The organism is Ruegeria sp. CK3, assembly GCF_056536565.1.
The window spans coordinates 281,283-301,611 of the sequence record NZ_JBQFPV010000008.1; the positions used below are offsets into that span (position 1 = coordinate 281,283).

Annotated in this window: 15 protein-coding genes; 6 read left to right on the forward strand and 9 right to left on the reverse strand. The window is 59.3% G+C overall.

The window, feature by feature from the left end; genetic code table 11:
* Positions 1–18: 18 nt before the first annotated feature.
* Entirely contained in the window at positions 19–3,015 is a 2,997-nt protein-coding gene (locus ACR0C3_RS14205; protein WP_480759077.1) for an ABC transporter transmembrane domain-containing protein, read from the reverse strand.
* A 216-nt stretch (positions 3,016–3,231) separates the two neighbouring features.
* Here ACR0C3_RS14205 and ACR0C3_RS14210 point away from each other — a divergent pair, with 216 nt between their 5' ends.
* Positions 3,232–3,621 carry a DUF3307 domain-containing protein gene (locus tag ACR0C3_RS14210; RefSeq protein WP_170472196.1) on the forward strand — a complete coding sequence of 130 codons (390 nt, stop codon included), beginning with the start codon at positions 3,232–3,234 and terminating at the stop codon, positions 3,619–3,621.
* 4 nt (positions 3,622–3,625) lie between these two features.
* On the opposite strand, the gene ACR0C3_RS14215 is transcribed toward ACR0C3_RS14210, so the two are convergent.
* The 8 genes from ACR0C3_RS14215 to ACR0C3_RS14250 form a co-directional block, all read right to left on the reverse strand.
* Positions 3,626–4,357 (reverse strand): hypothetical protein, encoded by a 732-nt coding sequence (locus tag ACR0C3_RS14215; RefSeq protein WP_480759017.1) that lies wholly within the window; start codon positions 4,355–4,357, stop codon positions 3,626–3,628.
* A 55-nt stretch (positions 4,358–4,412) separates the two neighbouring features.
* Complete coding sequence (locus ACR0C3_RS14220) at positions 4,413–5,717, reverse strand: NAD(P)/FAD-dependent oxidoreductase (protein ID WP_480759019.1); 1,305 nt, start codon at positions 5,715–5,717, stop codon at positions 4,413–4,415.
* Positions 5,714–6,388, reverse strand: coding sequence for a TetR/AcrR family transcriptional regulator (locus ACR0C3_RS14225; RefSeq protein WP_480759020.1), 675 nt, complete (start codon positions 6,386–6,388; stop codon positions 5,714–5,716). The genes ACR0C3_RS14220 and ACR0C3_RS14225 overlap by 4 nt, the downstream gene beginning before the upstream one ends.
* Complete coding sequence (locus tag ACR0C3_RS14230; protein WP_480759022.1) at positions 6,389–7,942, reverse strand: trimethylamine methyltransferase family protein; 1,554 nt, start codon at positions 7,940–7,942, stop codon at positions 6,389–6,391.
* Positions 7,942–10,344 carry a GcvT family protein gene (locus ACR0C3_RS14235; RefSeq protein ID WP_480759023.1) on the reverse strand — a complete coding sequence of 801 codons (2,403 nt, stop codon included), beginning with the start codon at positions 10,342–10,344 and terminating at the stop codon, positions 7,942–7,944. The genes ACR0C3_RS14230 and ACR0C3_RS14235 overlap by 1 nt, the downstream gene beginning before the upstream one ends.
* A gap of 112 nt (positions 10,345–10,456) precedes the next feature.
* On the reverse strand, positions 10,457–11,086 hold the full coding sequence (locus ACR0C3_RS14240) for a glutathione S-transferase family protein (RefSeq protein ID WP_480759025.1): 630 nt from the start codon (positions 11,084–11,086) through the stop codon (positions 10,457–10,459).
* A 20-nt stretch (positions 11,087–11,106) separates the two neighbouring features.
* A complete protein-coding gene (locus tag ACR0C3_RS14245) occupies positions 11,107–12,255 on the reverse strand; it encodes an acetate/propionate family kinase (RefSeq protein ID WP_480759027.1) in 1,149 nt (382 codons plus the stop codon).
* Between the two features lie 53 nt (positions 12,256–12,308).
* Complete coding sequence (locus ACR0C3_RS14250) at positions 12,309–12,806, reverse strand: class I SAM-dependent methyltransferase (protein ID WP_475218776.1); 498 nt, start codon at positions 12,804–12,806, stop codon at positions 12,309–12,311.
* Positions 12,807–13,038: 232 nt separating this feature from the next.
* On the opposite strand from ACR0C3_RS14250, the gene ACR0C3_RS14255 reads away from it, so the two are divergent.
* The 5 genes from ACR0C3_RS14255 to ACR0C3_RS14275 are packed head-to-tail and all read left to right on the forward strand — an operon-like array spanning position 13,039 to position 20,248.
* Positions 13,039–14,811: an ABC transporter ATP-binding protein gene (locus tag ACR0C3_RS14255; RefSeq protein WP_480759029.1), complete on the forward strand. Its 1,773-nt coding sequence runs from the start codon at positions 13,039–13,041 to the stop codon at positions 14,809–14,811.
* Positions 14,804–16,714 (forward strand): ABC transporter substrate-binding protein, encoded by a 1,911-nt coding sequence (locus ACR0C3_RS14260; RefSeq protein WP_480759030.1) that lies wholly within the window; start codon positions 14,804–14,806, stop codon positions 16,712–16,714. Before ACR0C3_RS14255 ends, ACR0C3_RS14260 begins: the two co-directional genes overlap by 8 nt.
* Before the next feature lie 14 nt (positions 16,715–16,728).
* Entirely contained in the window at positions 16,729–17,757 is a 1,029-nt protein-coding gene (locus ACR0C3_RS14265) for an ABC transporter permease (RefSeq protein WP_170377562.1), read from the forward strand.
* Positions 17,754–18,908, forward strand: a complete 1,155-nt coding sequence (locus ACR0C3_RS14270) for an ABC transporter permease (protein WP_480759032.1) — start codon at positions 17,754–17,756, stop codon at positions 18,906–18,908. The genes ACR0C3_RS14265 and ACR0C3_RS14270 overlap by 4 nt, the downstream gene beginning before the upstream one ends.
* Complete coding sequence (locus ACR0C3_RS14275; protein WP_480759033.1) at positions 18,905–20,248, forward strand: CoA transferase; 1,344 nt, start codon at positions 18,905–18,907, stop codon at positions 20,246–20,248. Before ACR0C3_RS14270 ends, ACR0C3_RS14275 begins: the two co-directional genes overlap by 4 nt.
* The last annotated feature ends 81 nt before the right edge of the window (positions 20,249–20,329 follow it).

The following is a 20,329-nucleotide window of genomic DNA, read 5'->3' on the forward strand; positions in this document are numbered from 1 at the left end:
GGTTAACCCGGAACGGCGCTAGTTCGAGACATATCCCGCAACCACCTGCAGCAGCTTGAACGCCGTCGCCGCGTCGTTTTCGACCACGGCCAGGAATTCCTCTTCCCCGATGCGCAAGCAGGAAAGATCGGTTTCGGCCACCATGCTCAACGCGCGGGGCTCTTTGCGGATCAGGCCCAGCTCCCCAACCAATGCCCCGGGGCCGACGCGTAGGATCAGCTCATCCGGCGTGCCCGATTTGGGCAGATACAACCCCGCCTCGCCTTCGAGGACGACGTATGCACCATCCGTCGGTTGGTCATCTTTGAGGAAGATCACCTGCCCGGCAGAGGCGTCAAACCACCGCGCACCAAAGGCCAGCAGGCGCAACTGTCGCCGATCAAGGCCAGAAAACAGCGGCGTCTGCTCTAGGGCGCGCAGCTTGCGGGCCAAGTCGGCCGAGGCGGCACTATCCTCTTCCACATCCCCCGGTCCTTCATCCGTGACAACCCGACCTTGCCGTATCTCGACATACATGTCGAAGACATCGGGGTTTTGGAATTGGTCGTTCAGGTAGATGACCGTGGTCTCGGGCAACAGCGCGCGCAGGTTTTTGTAGACCGCGACCTGCGTCTGCATGTCATAGCTGGCGAGCGCGTTTTCCAAAATCAGAATGTCCGGCTTCTTGATCGTCGCGCGGGTAAACGCGAGGGGTTCGGCAAAGACTGCGGGCAGGTTCTGCCCACCGAGCGCGACCGGCACATCATAGATCAACTCAACCACCAACGGACGCGCGCCGTGTTCGGCCAGAACGTCGACTATCAGCTTGCGCACCTCGTCCGAGCGCGCGCCGCCGATCTCGCTGACCTTGCCGAACAGCGCGTTCTCCATCACGGTCAGGCCGGGCGCGACGGCCTCAGGGTCCAGCGGCACGAACACATCCATCAACGGCCGCATGAGCTTATCCGAGTGGCTGTGGCGCAGCTCCAGAATACGATCCTTTAACTCATCCGAAAAGGCCGGGCCGATCTGTTCAGCCGAGACGACCAGAGGCACCGCCAGCAATGTTGCCAGTTGTTCGTCGTCCAACCCCTCAGCGCCTTCCTTGCGGGTGCGCTCGACCAGTTCGACGGCTGTTTCATAAGTCTGCGCCTCAAGTCCCAACTTGCGGAACAGCGGGTGATCTGTTCCATCCAGGCCAAAGATCTGGCGCAGCATGTCGATCACATCACGGGTCAGCGCGATCAGAGTCTCGTCCAACCCCAGTTCGCGCAACTGACCCAGAAAAACCCTCTGTTGTGCCAACAGCGCTTGCGTGACCGGTACACGGGGCGTGGCAAAAAGAAGGTTCTCGGCCACGGGCAAGGCCGGGTTATAGGTGGACTTGTCGAAGATCAGCGCCTGCTGCTCAAGCCCTGCCTTCTTCACCGCCTGCTGCACCAACGGTCGCAGCTTGACCAGTTTCTGCGCCAGTTCCGGATGCAGTGCAGCGTCGAAAACCTGCTCGGCCCCGCGCTGGAACAAGGCCGCGCCTGACCCCATTCCATCAATCAGTTGCAGCCACCAATCTCGCAGGGCATCCGCCGATTCCAGCCCAGCGAGAGACGGGTCCAGCCACTCAGCCTTGAAAGGGTCGGCGCTGTTGCCCGCCCGCAAGGTTTCGGCGAATCCGGGATCATCGCCCCCCTCCGACAGGGGCTTGTAGCGCATCGGCATCATCACATTGTCGCCCAGCGATCCCTGAAACATCACCGGTCGCGATGACGCATAGCCGATCCGCGCGGCGACGACGCCCTGATGCAGTTCGGCCAGATTCTGCTCGCCAATGCGAACGCGCCCAGCGCTTGGCAGAATCTCACGGGTCAGCAACTCGGCAATAGCGCGGCGGTCTTCTTCACTAGGCGCGGCGATCCCGATCGTTTTGCCATGCGGGAAGGTCAGGTTCAGATCGTCCAGGATCTGGTTGCCGTCCATATCGCGCACCGACACCCGATCCAGAGCGATATCGCCATCAAGATGCGGGCGGGTCTTTGGCTCACCCTCAAACAACGCCTCATCCTGCATTCCGGCCGGCGCAAACCGTTCGATCACAACATCCCAGCGCAACGACATGTCCTGCGTCTGGTTGTAGTAGGTCAGCAGTTCCTTCCACGGAGAGCTGAGGTCCTTATACGCCGCCAACGCCGCCACCAGCGCGCCCAGAGAAACCGAGCCTTGGAGGACCAGCAGGCCGCCCACCAGATAAAACATGAACGGTGTCAGCTGTGAGATGAAGTTGTTTATGAACTTCATAAAGAACTTCTTCTGGTAGATCTCGAACCGGATCCCGAATAGCCGTCCCAGTTGATCCGAGATCATCGCCCGGCGATACCGCCAGCCCCCATTTGCGCGCAGTGTCGAGGCCCCAGCCGCGTTCTCGCCGATCTGGGCGGCAAGGATACGCACCTCCTGGATGCGCTTTTTGTTGAGAAGGTTGATCTGGCGCTGCAGCTTGGGAATCAACCAGGCCTGCACGGGGATCAGCGCCACCGCAGCCAGACCAAACCAAACGCTTTGCAGAAACAGAAACGACAGGATGGTGATCATCTGCCCCGCCTGCAGAACTGGCTGGCTGATCGCATCCCCCATCAACCCGCCCATCGGCTCGCTTTCAGCGGTGATCATCGAGACCATCTCACCCTGGCTGACCCGCTCGAAATAGGGTTGGGGAAAACGCAGGGCGCGGCTGATCAACTGATAGCGAAAGCGGCGCAACATACGCTCGCTCAGGACACCTTTCATTGTGTTGATGCGCATTTTCATCAGGCCGTGGGCCAGCACCGCCGCCAGAAAGGCAAAGCAGAGAATGATCAGGAAATTCGTCTGCTGCAGGCTGTAGCCCCAAACCTGAACCACGCTGCTCGAGGCACCAATCGCGTCATTAATAATGCGCTTGGGCAGCTCAAGCGTGAGATAGAGCAGCGGAAACAACGTCGAGGTCACGGCCAGCAGGATTAACTGGTCGCGTTTGGAGTATTTCCAGATGAAGCGGAAAATCGTGCGTTCTATGGAACCTGTCCCTGCTTTTGATCAATGATCCGGTTTCGAAACGATGCACGGAAAATTAACAGTCTGAATTTACAGTAATCTTGCTTTGCTAGGCAAATAGTTTCCGACAAAGTGCCAATCTTTGCGCATGTGTGAACTAGTTCATTTGCCTACACGCATTTTAGCGCCTAGAGTTCCCTTTAGGACGATATCGGGAGGATACGTTTGCCCGAAAGCTATGGTGCCGTGTTGCTGTTGCTCTGCTTGTTGCAGATCAAACATATGTTCGCGGACTTCTATCTACAGACGCCCAAGATGCTGACCGGGCGTGGAGAGTATTTTCATTTGGGACGCGCGCAACATGCAGGGGTGCATGTTGTGGGCTCGGCCCTTATTTTTTTGCTGTTTGGTGCACCGATCAGCTTTATCCTGATCATATCGGCCCTGGAATGGATCATTCATTTCAACATTGATTTTGCCAAGGCCAGCTATTCTGACAAGAAAAAGCTACAGCCCAATCAGGCCGCGTTCTGGCGGGCAACCGGGCTGGACCAGCTGATGCACAGCCTGACCTATATTGCGATGGTTTGGGCCTGGATCACTTTCGCCGTCTGAGGTCTTAGGCGACGCGGTCCATTTGCGCGATTTGGTAGGCGGACATCCAAAGACGGTCGACTGCATCCAACTCGTCAGGATCAAACTGCTGCTCGGATTCCCAATACCGCCCGGATGGCACGTAGTAGCCGAGGCGTGCTTCGGCCTCTAACGCGTCCTGCACGCCAACGATCGACGGCATCGGTGCGTCTTCCATCCGTGACGCGCGAAGCGATGGATAGAGCAGCCTGCTTTCACCCTCCGACAAGCGCACCATGCGACAGCCCTGCGCGGCGGCAAACACGCCCAATCTGGCCGATTTCGCCTCAAGCGACCGCAATGATATGTCGGCACGCAGCGGATCAGCGGTTCCGTTGCCATAAAAGTGCGTCTTACCCGATCCGGGATAGACCATATCGCAGCCGAAATAGGCAATCACGGACGGAGCGAGGGCAGACAGCGCCCAATAACCAGCGGTAAACGCCATGGTGCCCCCCGCATAGACAAAACCACCATAAGCGTTTTGCCGAGGCACGTAGTCTTCGGCTGTCACGATCCTTTGGTCTTTCGACAGGGTTGCGGGTCGGTTTTCCGGCGGAAAGTCCTCAGGGTGGATCAGGATGTCCCAATCTGGACGAATGCGCCATGCGTTGTTGATGGCCACAATATGCGTGAACGGTGTCCGGTCCCAATCCCGGGCGGCTACCGCTGACGGCGCACTGCCAAGGATCAGGATTTTGTTTGGCGTCTGAGGCATCACGTATCCGCTCCTTTTCGCGTCCACGTGATGTTAGGGCCAATTGTCGGGCTGACTACCCCAAGACCGAAAAACTGCTTTCTTCGTTGATCGGACGGTTGCGCGAATAGAACCCAACATCAATCACACGCTTGATATAAGGCAGTTCAAACTGCAGCGGTTCGGCATCGTGGTCTGCGCCGCCCTCGCAATAGTCGATCAGAGCCGTCATCATCTTGCCCGCAATCGGTGCGTTTTTGTATTGGTTCCCGCTGGTGCCGCAGGCCATGTAGAACCCCGGCAGGCTGGATTTATCGTAGATCGGAATCCAATCGGTCGACGCATCATAAAGATCAACCACACCCCGCGTTTTGGACGGAATACCAAGGCTCGGCACCCGCTGCGCATAGCGCATCGCCTGCGTCGTCCACTGGTCTGTAAAATCGCGGTTATATGACTTGTCGTCCTCGCACCATTGATGCGGATCGCATTCGGGATCCTCGGACCCCACGAGTATATGGTTGCCATGCTCGGGGCGGCAGTAGCAGGCGATATCACTATCCGAGACGATGGTCCCGTTGTTTTCGAAATCGAACCCCTCAGGCGCGGGAACATGGACCACTTCCTGCCGCAGAGGACGGGTTTCGATGGTCATGTCGTCCAGAACACCTGCCATGCCGTTGACAATGGCCGATCCCGGCCCGGCCACGTTTACCACAACCTTGGCTCGAATTTCTTCGCCTGTAGCCAGTTTGACACCCGCCACGCGCCCATCCTCGATCAGGATCTCAACAACCTCGGCCCCAGTACGCAACTCAGCCCCGTTCTGGATTGCCGCATCCATCAGGTTCTGCGCCGAAAGCGCCGGGTCGGTGACATAGCCTGCCTGAGGCCAGAACACGCCGCCCTGCATCTTGCGCCCGTTCGGTTGCCCGAACTCCGGGTCGTCCATCCGGCGGGCGGGGGCGAAGCTTTCCAAAGAATAGACCGGCAAGCGTTCCGTGACCCTCTCGGGCGACCATTCCTCGAACGGGCAATCCAGATCCGCGCTATTTTGCATGTGCTTCTCAAGCATCCCGTTGGCGTCTGTTTTCATGACCAGGCACCCGGTCTCGCGGAACTGCGCCAGATTGGCATCTGCGGGCAGGCCCAGATACTCGGCCCAATCGCGCCAATAATGGTAGCCCTCCCACGCGAAAGCCGTGCCATCGAACGTTGAATAGTGCATGCGGATGATCGCGCAGGACCCTGCGGTCGAGCCATGGCCGACCTGCGTATTGCGGTCCAGCGAAAGGGTTCTCCATCCGGCCTTGGCCATCTCGAACGCGATGGCCGCGCCAATGACGCCTGTCCCGATTATGATTGCATCTGGTTGGCTCATTCTGTCTTTCCTTCCCAAAAGCGCTTGGAATAAGCGCGAAATTCTTCAATTTCCTCGTCCCGAGGCTGAACCCCTGTGAAAGCATGCAAGTAGTGAGGCACCAACGAAAGCCGCGTTTCCATCGGCTCGTTCAGCTGCGCCAGATCATACCCGATCTGCATGTAGTAAAGGACGCGCGCCCGGGTTTCGGCCTCAATGTCCGAATAGCCAAACCGCGCAAACATCGCGTGCAGCGCCTTGAGGCGCCGCGCGTCGGACTGATCCAGCGCATTGCGCACTTTGCCCGATTTGCGGGCCCAGTCCCGAATGGCAAAGTCCAGCGCGGTATCGAACAGATCTGTGTTCACGACGCATCGCTGCACGTTGCAGACCGCACTGGTAATTGTCTCAGCCGGGGCCTCGGACTGCGCGATCAACGCCGCCGTATTGGTCGCCTGCCACCGCGCCAGCAACGCATCCAGAAGCTCCTGCCGCGATTTGAAGTACCAATAAAAAGACGAGCGGGACACGGCCATGCGCTCAGCCAGGTTCATGACCTTGATCTGATCCACCCCGTCCGAGATCAGCACGTCCATCGCCACATTCAGCCAGTCATCTCGCGTGACTTTGATATTGCCGACCAGGGGCTCGGCCTTGGGGTCATCGCGGTGCAGGATCGGTTTGGTGCTCATTCAACTCTCCGGCGGCGCGCCGCCTTCGGCAGTTCGCTTCGCGATGAAATCGTGCAAGGCACCAAGACGATCACTATCGCCTGCGGGCGGTTTGAAATCATTCAGGATACCTTTCCAGACACCTGTTGCACGCTGATTGGCATCGACAGATCCACGCTCGGTCCAGGTGCCAAAATTGGCGTAGTCGTGGACATGCGGCTGGTAGAATTCGGTATTGTAGCGCTCCATCGTCTGGGACGAGGCAAAGAAATGCCCGCTGGGGTCAACCTCACTCAGCGCGGTTTCAAAGCCGATTTCGGCCTGTCCGGCCTGCGCGCCAGCACAGAGCTCGGCCACCATGTTCAGTACTTCGGCATCACAGATCATCTTCTCAAACGACACGGACAGCCCGCCTTCGAGCCAGCCTGCCGAGTGGATGATCACCGTCGCCCCGGCCATCAAACAGCCCCACAGGCCAAACTGGTTTTCATTCGCGGCCTGAACGTCGTTGATGTTCGAGGCCGACCCAGCCGCCGACCGCCATGGCAGGCCCAGGAACCGTGCCAGTTGGCCCGCAGCCAAAGACGCCTGAAAATGCGATGGCGTCCCAAAGGCCGGAGCGCCGGATTTCATGTCGACGTTGCTGGTGAAGGTTCCATAGCAGACCGGCACGCCGGGGTTCGTCAATTGCGTCAGGGTCACAGCCGCCAGAGCCTCGGCATGGGAAAGCGTGATGGCCCCCGCGACCGTGATCGGCGCCATCGCCCCCATCAGGGTAAACGGCGTGACGATCGACATCTGACCATGGCGCGCAAAATCGATCAGCCCTTGCGCCATAGGGATATCCAGCGTGCGCGGGCTGTTGGTGTTGATGATCGTATAACAATGCGCGTTGCCCTGGAATTCATCATCCGAAAGCCCTCGTGCGATAGACAGCATCTCAAAACTGTCCATCACCTGAGGGGTGCCGCGCGAGAAGAAGAAGGGGAACTTATCCGTCAACTCCATCTGCGCCTGCGTTGTGAAATAGTGGCGAAGATGGGTCGGCACATCCTGCGGCTCGACCTGCGGTGAAATCATCTGGAAGACATCGAAGTGATGCGTCAGCTTCAGGAACTCGATGTAGTCCTGACCCGACGCCGGTCGCCTGCCCCGTTCCAGATCGGTTGCGTTCGGCGCACCTGCACCCGGTTGAAATACAAGCGAACCCAGTTCCAGCGTAAAATCGCGGTCTCGCGCCCCGGCGCGACACGCGATGGATTTGGGGGCCGAGGCCACAGCGGCCTCAATCAGATCGCGCCCGATAAAGACCATCTGAGTGTCTTCGTCCACACACGCACCAGCCTTGGCAAAGATGCGGCGGGCTTCAGGCAGCAGAACTCTCACCCCAAGTTCCTGCAACACACGCAGCGCTGTCTCATGCATGTCCGCGATCTGATCTTCGGGGAACACCTCCATCTGCGGGAAAGGGTTGCTCAGCTGGCGGTAGTTCACATCGCGCGAGGGAGGTGGGGCGGCTTCTGCACCCCGCCCGCGCCGTCGCCGACCACGCTCGGATGTTTGTGAGATCACCATCAGCCCCTCATCGCCTTGCCCTGCGGATCGTAAGGAGATGGCGCAACCACGCGCGCAGGCCGTTCCACACCAACCACATGCACGGTCAGTTCCGTCCCGGGTTCGGCTTTTTCGCGATTGATCAGTGCCATAGCCAGAGACTTGCCCGTGTAGTGCCCGTAGCCGCCCGAGGTGACAAAACCCACGCGTTCGCCATTGGACCAAATCGGCTCATACCCGCTGGCGTCGGCATCCGCGGCATCGACCTCAAGCGTCACCTGAAGCTGCGCCGGGCCATTGCCATTACGCTCGACCAAAGCTGCCTCTTTTCCGACGAAATCCTTGTCCCAGTCGATCCAGCGATCCATTCCGGTCATGCCCGGCGTATAGGCTTGGGTGAATTCAGCTGACCAGATTCCGAAACTCTTCTCCAACCGGGTTGAGAGCATGGCATTAAACCCGCACTCGCGGATACCTTCGTCAGCCCCAGCCTCCAACAGCATCCGGCGCAGCTTGATGTGATCGCCATAGCGACAGTTGATCTCATAGCCCTTTTCGCCGGTTACAGACATGCGGGCGACGCGGGCGCGGACCAGACCGATATCGAAATCTCTACAACCCATGAACTTTAGGTCCGAGACATCCTGTTCCGCCAGCTTCTCAACCACCGCCTGCGATTTCGGGCCGACCACGGCAAAGCCGCAATATTCCTCGCCCAGATCACGGATTGTGACACCGTCCATCATATGGTCGTCGAACCAGCGCATATGCCAGGCCCGCAGGTAATAGCTGCCCATGATCCACCAGGTGCCATCGCCCCAGTTCAACACGGTCAGGTCCCCTTTGAGCCGCCCGTTTTCTCCCAGCATCGGGGCCAGCTTGGCTCGGCCCGGCGCGGGCAGTTTTGAGGCCATGACCTTGTCCAACCACGCCTCGGCATTTGGTCCTGAGACTTCGAACCGGGAAAAGCCCGAGATGTCCAGCAGGCCAGCGCCTTCGCGGATCACCTTGCATTCCTCGGCCACGATATCATGGGCGTTCGACCGCTTGAGCGTCGGCGTCTCTTCGAACCGTTTGGGGGCGAAATACAGCGGCACCTCAAGATCCCAGCTGACGCCCCAATTGCACCCGGCTTCGGTCATCGCATCATGCGCCGGGGCCATCTTCAGCGGACGGCCTGCCGGCAGTTGCTCATTCGGGTAGGTCATCACGAAACGGCGCGAGTAGAACTGACCGGTCGTTTCGCGAATGTAGCGTTTGTTCTGCGCGAAATCACCATAGCGGGCGACGTCCATTGGCCACGCGTCGGCCTCGGGCTCACCGTGGATCATCCACTCAGCCAGAGTTTTGCCAACGCCGCCGCCCTGCAAGAACCCAGCCATAACGGCGCAGGCCGACCAGTAACCCCGCTTGCCCGGAACTGGACCTACCAGAGGGTTGCCGTCGGGCGAGAAGGTGAACGCGCCATTGACCCATGTCTTGATGCCGACATTCTGGATCGAGGGATACCGCTCAAAGCCCAGTGTCAATTCGTTCTCAATGCGATCGAGCTGTTCTTGAAACAGCTCCTCACCATAGTTCCAGGGCGCGCCGTCCATGGCCCAGTGTTCATGGTCGACCTCGTAGATCCCGACCAGAACGCCCTTCTGATCCTGCCGCATATAGGTGAAGCCTTCGAGGTCGACAGTCATGGGCATCTCGAACTCGGCCTCGGCAACTTCGGGGACCGTATCAGTAATCAGGTAGTGGTGTTTGAGCGGAGAGACCGGCAGCTCCACTCCGGCCATCCGGCCCACCTGCTTGGCCCAAAGGCCTGCCGCGTTCACTACATGCTCGCAGGTGATTGTGCCCTTGTCGGTTACGACTTGCCAGCCATCGGCGGTCTGCGTCAGGCTTTCGACCTTGGTTTCCTCATAATATTCTGCGCCACGCTTCTTTGCCGCCGTCGCGTAGGCCTGCACCGTGCCGGTCGTATCGATATAGCCTTCGCGATCCGCCCACATCGCGCCCAACACGCCATCGGTGGACATGATCGGACAGCGTTTTTGCGCCTCTTCCGGGGTCAGAAGTTCGCAATCACCTATGCCGATGGATTGGAAGATACGGTAGTTAGCCTGTAGCCATTCCCAGCGTTCCGGGGTTCCAGCCAGCGTCAAACCACCAGTCATGTGCAAGCCGATATTCTGGCCGGATTCCTTTTCGATCTCGCTCAGCAGGTCAATGGTATAGGCCTGCAAGGACGCCATATTCGGGTCCGCGTTCAGCGCGTGAATACCACCCGCCGCGTGCCAGGATGACCCCGAGGCCAGCCTCCGCCGCTCCAACATGACGACGTCCGACCAGCCGAACTTGGCCAGATGATACAAGACCGAGGCCCCAACGACCCCGCCCCCGATGACCACAACGCGATACTGAGATTTCATCCTGCCCTCCGCTGCACGACTCGGGTGAAACGCTAGAGGTACTGTTCACTTCTGTCTAGACATTTCTGTACAGTATCGAGCACAAGCTTGTGTCAGCCAATTCAGGTGCCTTTTAAAGGCTGGCGCTGGGCCGGGATTTGATCCTGTCGAACCAGGCTTGAGTCGCGGTATTAGCTTCCGGGATACGCATTTTGATCACGCGAGCGAAATCGACAAAGACGAACCCGGTTATATCGGCGAGGGTAAAGTCCTCTCCCGCCATAAACGGGCTGTGCTGCAAATGGTCCTCGAGCAAATCGAAGAACGCCCCCACCCTGTCGCGACCCCGTTGCGCAAGCTCGGGGATCTGAGGATAGTTCTCTGGTCCCGGAATAGGACGATCCTTGAAAGCAGGATGGCCGTTGCGCAGGGCTTCGGCAATGGGCATGCCGCCTTGCTGCTCGGCGATTGCGTTCCACATCAGAACACGGCCCTTTTCATCCGGCGTCTTGCCCATCAACGGGGGTTCCGGGCTCTGCGCCTCAAGATACGCAGCAATCCCAAGGTTCTCGGTCAGAACCATGCCTTCATCGGTCACCAGCACAGGGATCGTGGCCCGAGGGTTAACGGCGCGAAAAGCATCGCTCAGCTGCTCTCCCTCTGCAATCGAGATTTGCCGAGTTTCGATCTCCAAGCCTTTTTCGGCAATGAACATACGCGCGCGGCGCGGGTTCGGAGCGGTGGCGCAGTCGTAAAAGATCATCCGTTTTCCCTCTGTCGTGTTTAGCTCAAAGCCTTGGCGACCGCCCGCGCGATCACCCGTTCTTCGTCGGTCTGGATCACGAGCACGGGTATACCGCCATCTGAAATCACCGTCGCGTTTTGGGCGTTGGCCTCGGCATCCAGATGGATGTTGAGAAATCCCATCCCATCCAGCACGCTCTGGCGAATAGGCGCAGCGTTCTCACCAATGCCGCCGCAGAACACGACGGCATCCACCCCTCCCAGAACGGCCGCCATCGCACCCAGCTCCCGCCTGATCCGGAAGACATAGTAGTCTATCGCCTCACGTGCATGTGGGTCATCGCTTTCCAGCAATGTGCGCATATCGTGGCTGATTCCGCTGAGACCAAGCAGGCCACTTTTCTTGTAGAGGATATGCGTTATCGCTTCGGCAGAGTGACCTTGCTCCATCAGATAGAGCAACACGCCGGGATCAAGCTGACCACAACGGGTTCCCATTGGCAGCCCATCAAGCGCGGAAAAACCCATGGTTGAGCCGATACTCTTTCCGTTGGCCACAGCGCACATCGAGGCCCCGTTACCCAGATGCGCGATCACCACCCGGCCTGCGGCCAGATCCGGGAAATCCTCAGCCATCTTGCCGGTAATGTAGTCGTAGGACAGTCCGTGGAACCCATAGCGCCGAACGCCTTTCTCATAGAAACGGCGCGGGATGGCGAAGGCATCGTTTACAAACGGATGGCCGACGTGAAAGGAGGTGTCAAAACACCCAATCTGCAACGCACTCGGGAAGGCCGTTCGCGCAGCGCGGACGGCCGCCAGATTGTGGGGCTGATGCAACGGGGCCAGTGACGAGAGCGTTTCAAGTTGGGCCAGCACGTGATCATCCAGAACCGTGGGCCCTTCGAAGGTCTGTCCGCCGTGGACAATGCGGTGGCCCACACCGACAATTAGATCCGATTGAAGCAGAGGCTCGATGTTCTGCAAGATCGCCGCGACCCCGGCCGCGTGGTCAGCAGGCCCGATCTCACGTGTCTCATGAAACCCGTCGCCGTTGATTTGCAATTGGGCGACCGGCCCCAGATTGTCCACCTGCCCGTGCCACAGCAATTCGGGTTCAGCGTCGGCCTGGTAAACTCCGAATTTGATGGTCGAACTTCCCGCGTTCAGCGTCAGGATGGCCTGCATTGCGTTCCTCCGGTTTGCTTAACCTTTTGGTGGACCCGGACGCGCCTAAGGCGTCACCGCCGGTAGATAAAACAGCGCCCCTCGACCGCGCCCTCGGGCAAGGGCAATTCTGTCAGCGCATTGAAATACATTCGATCACTGGAAACCATCAGGCCACCCGGCGCCAGAAGCGGTTCAATCAAAGGCGAAACAAACCGCGCGAAGGCGTCGTTCTTTTCGCGATTGTGCCCACCCAGATCTGCATGGATCAGGCTGGCCGTCGCACCAAACCGATCCACAGAGGCTGGCAGAGTGTCCCGCACATCGCCCAAAATCACCCGACCCTCGGGCGGGGTTGAGTCGGGATGTGAAGCCACCGCGCGTTCGAACACGAAAACTGGGCGATTCTGAATGTACTGGATCATGTGGTGGTAGGTTCGACCGTTACCCAGGCCCAGCTCGAACACCGGCCCGGACATGCCTCTTGTCTGCTCGATTGCAAAATCCAGGCAGGCGCGTTGCGACACCATGCGGTCAATAAACAGATCAAGTCGGCTTTGGTTTTCGGACACAGGGGATTCTCTCTTTGATACTCAACGCCAGCTTAAATGGTGCTGGTCACGAACTTGATGGCAAAAACTCAACTGTTTGTGTAGTTGTAGAGGCGAAAGTTTCACATTCCCGCGACATTTCAGCCTAAGAACGGGTTTGACGAGTCGGGTGAAACCGCGCGACAGTAAGTCAAAAAAACGGGGAGAATAAAAAGCCGATGCTCATCTACGGCCAAACGGGTGGAAAACCCGAATGACTGCGTTGTTGTCTGTCAGAGATCTCAGCATCGGTTTCGGCACGGCGGACTCAGTCGTGCGAGACGTGAATTTCGATGTGGAGGCTGGACAGACACTTGCTTTAGTGGGTGAGTCTGGCTCGGGCAAAACAATCTCCTGCCGGGCCGTGTTGCGTATCCTGCCGCGCGTGGCTCAGATTCGCAGCGGCTCGATTATTCTGAACGATTCCAAGGGTAAGGCCGACCTGACGCAAATCAACGAGCGGGAGATGCGCAGCATTCGCGGCAACCGCGTCTCGATGATCTTTCAGGAGCCGATGCGATCTTTGTCGCCACTGCACAAGATCGGCAATCAGGTCAGCGAGGTCCTCTGGCTGCATCGCGGCGCGTCCGAGGCGCAGGCGCGCAAGGAAGTCCTGACCCAGTTTGAACGCGTGGGCTTTCCAGACCCTCAGCGGGCCTATGACTCCTATCCGTTTGAGCTGTCGGGAGGTATGCGCCAGCGCGCCATGATCGCCATGGCGATGGTGTCCAAACCCGAACTGCTGATTGCTGACGAGCCGACCACTGCGCTGGATGTGACAACGCAGGCTCAGGTTTTGGGCCTGATCAAGGAACTTCAGCGCGAAACCGGGATGGCGCTGATCCTTGTCACGCACGATCTGGGCGTAGTTGCGAATATGGCCGAGCAGGTCGTCGTCATGCACAAAGGTCGCGTGATGGAAGCAGGCCCCGCCGCCCCCATCCTCACCGCCCCCGCGCATCCCTACACCAAACAGCTGTTCGATGCGGCCCCGGCCATTCCGGATCAGGACGCCGTAGGCATTCCGATGCCTGACGAGGACCTAATCCTTCATATGAAGGGGGTATCTAAGACCTATACGATGCGGTCCAGCAAGGGTTGGCAGGCGGACAAACAGATCCATGCCTGTCGCAGCGTCGACCTGAAGCTTGCACGTGGCAAGACATTGGCGATTGTCGGCGAAAGCGGCTCTGGCAAGACCACCGCCGCCCGGATTGCCCTTGGCGCCGAACTGCCCGACCCAGGCGGAGAGGTTCTGTTCTGCACCGCCCAAAGCGAAGAACCGATCCCGGTCCACCAGATGACCCGCGCCCAGCGCACCGCGTTTCAACGCAAGGCCCAGATGGTGTTTCAGGATCCCTACAGCTCACTCAGTCCACGGATGCGCATTCAGGACGCAATGACTGAGCCACTGGAAATTCACCGTATCGGTTCGGTCTCGGAGCAACGCGACAAGGCGGCCGAGATGCTGCAACGCGTGGGGCTGAACGCGGACATGCTGAAACGCTATCCGCATGCGTTTTCCGGCGGGCAGAGACAGCGCCTGTCCATCGCCCGCGCCATGATGCTGGACCCGCAGTTGATCGTCTGTGACGAGCCGACCTCGGCGCTGGATGTGTCGGTTCAGGAACAAATCCTGACACTCTTGGAAAACCTACAGGACAGCCTGAACCTGTCCTATTTCTTCATCTCTCACGACCTTGCCGTCGTGGCCCGTATCGCTGACGAAGTTGCCGTTATGCGTCGGGGGCTGATTGTCGAACAAGCCCCGCCCGAAACACTCTTCTACAATCCGCGCCATCCTTACACAAAGGCGTTGATTGCCGCTCAACCAGAACCCGACATTAACCGCCCGATTGACCTGCAAATGGTCTCTCTGGGTGCCGGCGCGCCGGACAGTTGGGATGAGGCCTTTCGTTTCTCGGACACCGTGATACCTTCGCTGGTGGAATTGGAACCGGGCCATAAGGTACGTTGCCATGTTTAAGACCACTCGCCCTCTGATCCTGGCCGCCACTCTGGCCTTTGGCTGGACGCTGCCTGCACTGGCCGATGTGCCGGTTCCGCAAGAGAGTAGCTTTTGGTCGGCTGAGGTGAATGCGGGCGATCTGCCCCCGGTTTCGGAACGCCTACCCAAAGACCCTCTGGTGGTGGATCTGGCCGCGAAGGGGCGTGAATTCGGCACCCCCGGCGGCACAATGCGGACCATGGTGACCCGGTCCAAGGATATCCGCCAGATGGTCGTCTACGGTTACGCCCGGTTGGTTGGGTTTGACGGAAACTACAATATCGTGCCCGACATTTTGGCCTCGTTCGAAAATGACGGGAACCGCAAGTTCACTCTGCATTTGCGCGAAGGGCATAAGTGGTCGGACGGCTCGCCGTTTACCTCCGAAGATTTCCGGTACTGGTGGGAAGATGTCGCCAACAACGAATTGCTCAGCCCCTCTGGGCCACCTGATTTTCTGATCGTCGAGGGAAAGGCCCCGACCGTCTCTTTCCCGGATGAGACGACAGTGATCTACGAATGGGATGATCCGAACCCGGACTTCCTGCAAACGCTGGCACAGGCCCGCCCGCCCTTCATTTACCGCCCGTCGGCTTTTCTGAAACAGTATCACGAAAACTATGTTGATCCTGAGGATCTGGCCGCGCAGGTCGATGATGCCCGCGTCAAAAGCTGGGCGGCCCTGCACAACAAACTCGACAACCTCTACAAGTTCGACAACCACAAGCTGCCCACGCTTCAGCCTTGGCTGAACGCAAGCTCGGGCAAGAAAATCCGCCACAACTTCGTCCGCAATCCGTACTACCACCGTATCGACTCCAAAGGGGTGCAACTGCCCTATATCGACGTGGTCGAGATGGAGATTGTGGCCCCCGGGCTGGTGGCCGCAAAAACCAATGCGGGCGAGACCGACCTGCAGGGGCGTGGTCTGGCGTTCCGAGATGCCTCGATCCTGAAAAAGGGTGAGGCGGTTGGCAACTATAAGACATTGCTCTGGAAAACCGGCGTGGCCTCACAGATCGCAATCTATCCGAACCTGAACTACGCGGATGAGGTTTGGCGGGACGTAATGCGAGACGTGCGCGTGCGCCGCGCCCTGTCTTTGGGGATTGATCGCAAGACGATCAACCAGGCGCTCTATTTCAAACTGGCAAAACCGGGCGCGATGGCGGTTCTGCCAGCCTCACCCTTCTACAGTGAGGAAAACGCCCAGGCATGGGCCCAGTATGATCCGGATCTGGCGAACGCGCTGTTGGACGAGGCTGGGCTGAACGAGCGCGACAAGAACGGCATTCGGCTGTTGCCCGACGGCCGCCCGATGGAGTTAATCATCGAAACCGCTGGTGAGCGGCAGGAGGTCGAAAACGCCCTGCAGATCGTCACCGACACATGGCGCGAGATTGGCGTCGATCTTGTGATGCGCCCACTGGATCGCGATATCCTGCGTAACCGGGTGTTCGCGGGCAACACGATGGCTTCGGTCTGGTTCGGCTGGGATGACGGGCTGCCCCAAATCCACACCTCGCCTGCCTATCTGGCCCCGACGGATCAGGTGTTTCTCGCCTGGCCAAAATGGGGACAGTATTATCAGACCGGCGGCGAAGTGGGTGAGGCCCCCGACATGCCCGAGGCTGAGCGCCTGATGACTTTGGTCCATGACTGGGAGACCGCCACAACGGATGAACAGCGCGCTGCCGTCTGGACCGAGATGTTGGAAATCCACGCCGACCAGCTATACGCGATCGGCATTCTCAACGGCGCGCCGCAGCCCATTGTCGTGTCGAACCGTTTGCGCAATGTCCCCGAGCAGGCCATGTGGGCGTGGGAACCCGGCGCGCATTTCGGCGTCCATCGCCCGGATGAATTCTTTTTGGTCGACTGAGCAGGAGCAGCTAAATGATCATGCTGCGATATGCGGTCTATCGCTTCTTCACGATGCTGCTGACACTGTTGGTGGTCTCGGTTCTGATATTTGTAATCATCAACCTGCCGCCTGGCGACTATCTGAGCAATCAGATCGCCGAGCTTCAGGCCTCAGGCCAATCCGCCGGTGTCGCCAAGGCCGAGTTTCTGCGGGCAGAATACGCCTTGGATCGTCCCATGTGGGAGCAATACCTGATCTGGATGGGCTTCTGGCCCGGCCCCCACGGCTTCGAAGGTCTGCTGCAAGGCAATTACGGCTGGTCGTTTGAGTTCGACCGACCCGTCTCTGACATCGTGGGCGATACGCTTTGGCTGACGGTTGTTGTCAATCTTGCCGCGATCTTGTTCGTCTACGCCGTCGCCCTACCCTTGGGTGTGATCGCTGCCGCGCGATCGCGCACGTGGATCGACTATACCTCGGCGTTTGTCGGCTATCTGGGTCTGGCCACGCCGAACTTTTTGCTGGCGCTGATCCTGTTCTACTACGGTCATCAGTATTTCAACCTGCCCATCGGCGGCTTGATGGATCCCAAATTCGAAGGCGAACCGATGAGTTGGGACAAGCTGAAATCCATCCTTGTCCACCTGATCGTGCCGACCTTTGTCATCGGCACCTCGGGCGCGTCGGCCATGATGCAGCGCCTGCGCGCGAACATGCTGGACGAGCTGGGCAAACCCTATGTTGAGACAGCCGTCGCCAAGGGCATGGCCCCATCGCGGATGCTGACCAAATATCCGTTGCGCGTGGCCTTCAACCCGTTCGTCGCCGACATCGGCAACCTGTTGCCCTCAATGGTGTCCGGCTCAGTTCTGGTATCGGTCGTGTTGGGCCTGCAAACCATTGGCCCGACCCTGCTGACGGCGCTGAAGACGCAAGACCAGTTCCTGTCTGCATTCATCCTGATGTTCGTGGCCCTGCTGACCCTGATCGGCACCATGATCTCGGACATCCTGCTGGTCATGCTCGATCCGCGCATTCGGTATGAGGGGCGAGACGCATGACCCAACGCCCTGATGATCGCTATGTCGATGACGCACCGTTCGACCCGCAGGCCTCGGTCCAACAGCTCGAGCGCGCCGATCTGGACGCCCCGAACTGGGTGCTGGTCTGGCGCAAGTTCCGCACGCACAAGCTGGGCTTGATTTCGGGCGTTTTCCTGCTGTTGTGCTACCTGATGCTGCCCTTTGCTGGCTTCATCGCCCCTTATGGCCCCAATGACCGGAACGGAGAGCACCTCTACGCCCCGCCCCAATCGATCAACTGGTTCCACGAGGGCAAGTTCATCGGGCCCTATGTCTACCCCATCACGGCCGAGGCGGATCTTGAGACCTTCCAGTGGAAGTTCATTCCAGACACCGAGGATCCTCGTCCGATCAAGTTCTTCTGTGAAGGGTCCGAGTATCGCTTGGCCGGGTTCATCCCCTCTGACACGCATCTGTTCTGTGCCCCTGATGGCGCGACACTGTTCCTATGGGGCTCGGACCGGCTAGGCCGCGATATCTTCAGCCGCATACTCTATGGCGCGCAGCTGTCACTGACCGTGGGCCTGATCGGCATTTCAGTGTCGTTCCTCCTTGGTATCCTTTTCGGGTCGATGGCCGGGTACTTTGGCGGTCGTATCGACTGGACCATCAACCGAGTGATCGAAGTCCTGCGGTCCCTACCCGAACTGCCGCTCTGGCTCGCCTTATCCGCCGCCGTGCCCTCGAACTGGAGCCCCGTCGCGGTCTTCTTCATCATTTCGATCATCCTCGGCATTCTCGACTGGCCTGGCCTCGCCAGGTCCGTCCGCGCCAAATTCCTATCCCTGAGAGAGGAAGAATACGTCCGCGCAGCTGAGATGATGGGCGCAAGCTCCGGTCGGGTGATCCGCAAGCACTTGCTGCCGAACTTCATGTCCCACCTGATCGCGTCGGCCACACTGTCGATTCCCGCAATGATCCTGGGTGAAACCGCGCTGTCCTTCCTCGGCCTCGGCCTGCGTGCGCCTGCGGTGAGTTGGGGCGTGATGCTGAACGACGCGCAGAACCTCGCCTCGATCGAGATCTACCCGTGGACGGCCATTCCGATGCTGCCCATCATCGTCGTCGTTCTGGCCTTCAACTTCCTTGGAGACGGGTTGCGCGACAGTCTGGACCCCTATCAGCAATGAGCCTGCTGTCCTCTCTTCCGGCGGCCAACAGCTATCGCACCACCGGCGAAGGAACCTTGCCCAGCGCCTTTGCCGTCTCCGAGCTCGCAACCGCCAGCTTCGCAGCGGTCGGTCAGGAGCTGGCCAGATACTTGGCCGCCGCAAACCTGTCACCAACCTCGCCAGAGATCACGGTGGATCACCGCCTCGCTTCGCTCTGGTATCGCTATTCGTTCAAGCCCGATGGCTGGCAGATGCCCAGCCTGTGGGACGCCATCGCAGGCGACTACCGCGCGTCTGACGGCTGGATCAGGCTGCACACCAACTTGCCCCACCACCGCGCTGCCGCCTTGAAAGTTCTGGGCACACAAGCCGACCGCGACGCGGTGTCACAGGCCCTACGAAGCTGGGCTATCGCTGATCTCGAAAGCGCTGTTGTGGCCGAGGGCGGCGTCGCAGCCGCCATGCGCAGCCGCGCGGAATGGTTGGACCATCCCCAAGGTCGCGCCGTCAGCCGTGATCCTTTGATCAGTTGGCAGAATCCACGTCGGATCACTCTACGAGATCGTCCGGCTGCAACGGCCGAACGCCCGCTTGCCGGCTTGCGCGTCCTCGACCTGACCCGCGTTCTGGCGGGTCCAGTCTCAACCCGCACACTCGCCGGATTCGGCGCGGATGTGCTGCGCGTCGACCCTCCGGGCTGGGATGAGCCGGGCGTTATCCCCGACATCTCGCTGGGCAAACGCTGCGCCTATCTGGACTTGAAGTCGACCGAGGGCCTGACCCACCTGCAAGACCTGTTGTCACAAGCAGATGTATTCATCCACGGGTACCGCCCCGGCGCGCTTGAGGCTCTGGGGCTTAGTAAAGCAAAGTGTGACGAACTGGCCCCCAACCGGATCGAGGTCACTCTGGACGCCTATGGCTGGCAGGGCCCTTGGGCCAAACGCAGAGGGTTCGACAGCCTGGTTCAGATGAGCGCAGGTATTGCCCATGCCGGGATGGAATGGGCAAATGCCGACAAACCCACCCCGCTGCCAGTTCAGGCTCTGGACCATGCGACCGGATACCTGATGGCAGCCGCAGTTCTTTCTGCACTGGCCGAGGCAGCCTCAGGTAACTCAATCATGCACGCCCATCTATCTTTGGCGCGCACCGCCGAGTTGCTGGCCATTCTTGGCAAAACCGAAATGAGGCAAGACCCGATAACGGCCAACCAAACCGACTATAGCGAAAAGACCGAACAGTCCGGATGGGGATCAGGCCACCGCCTCAAATCCGCACTGACCATTCGTCAAACAGCGATGAATTGGGACCTGCCCGCCCCACAACTAGGCACCTCCGAGCCAACCTGGCCCTGATGCGCCAACCGCCGCGCGGCACGCGCGGCCCGGCCCAACGCTTTGGAAGGCGTCTCGTCAGACACGCAGCCCAAAGGGGCG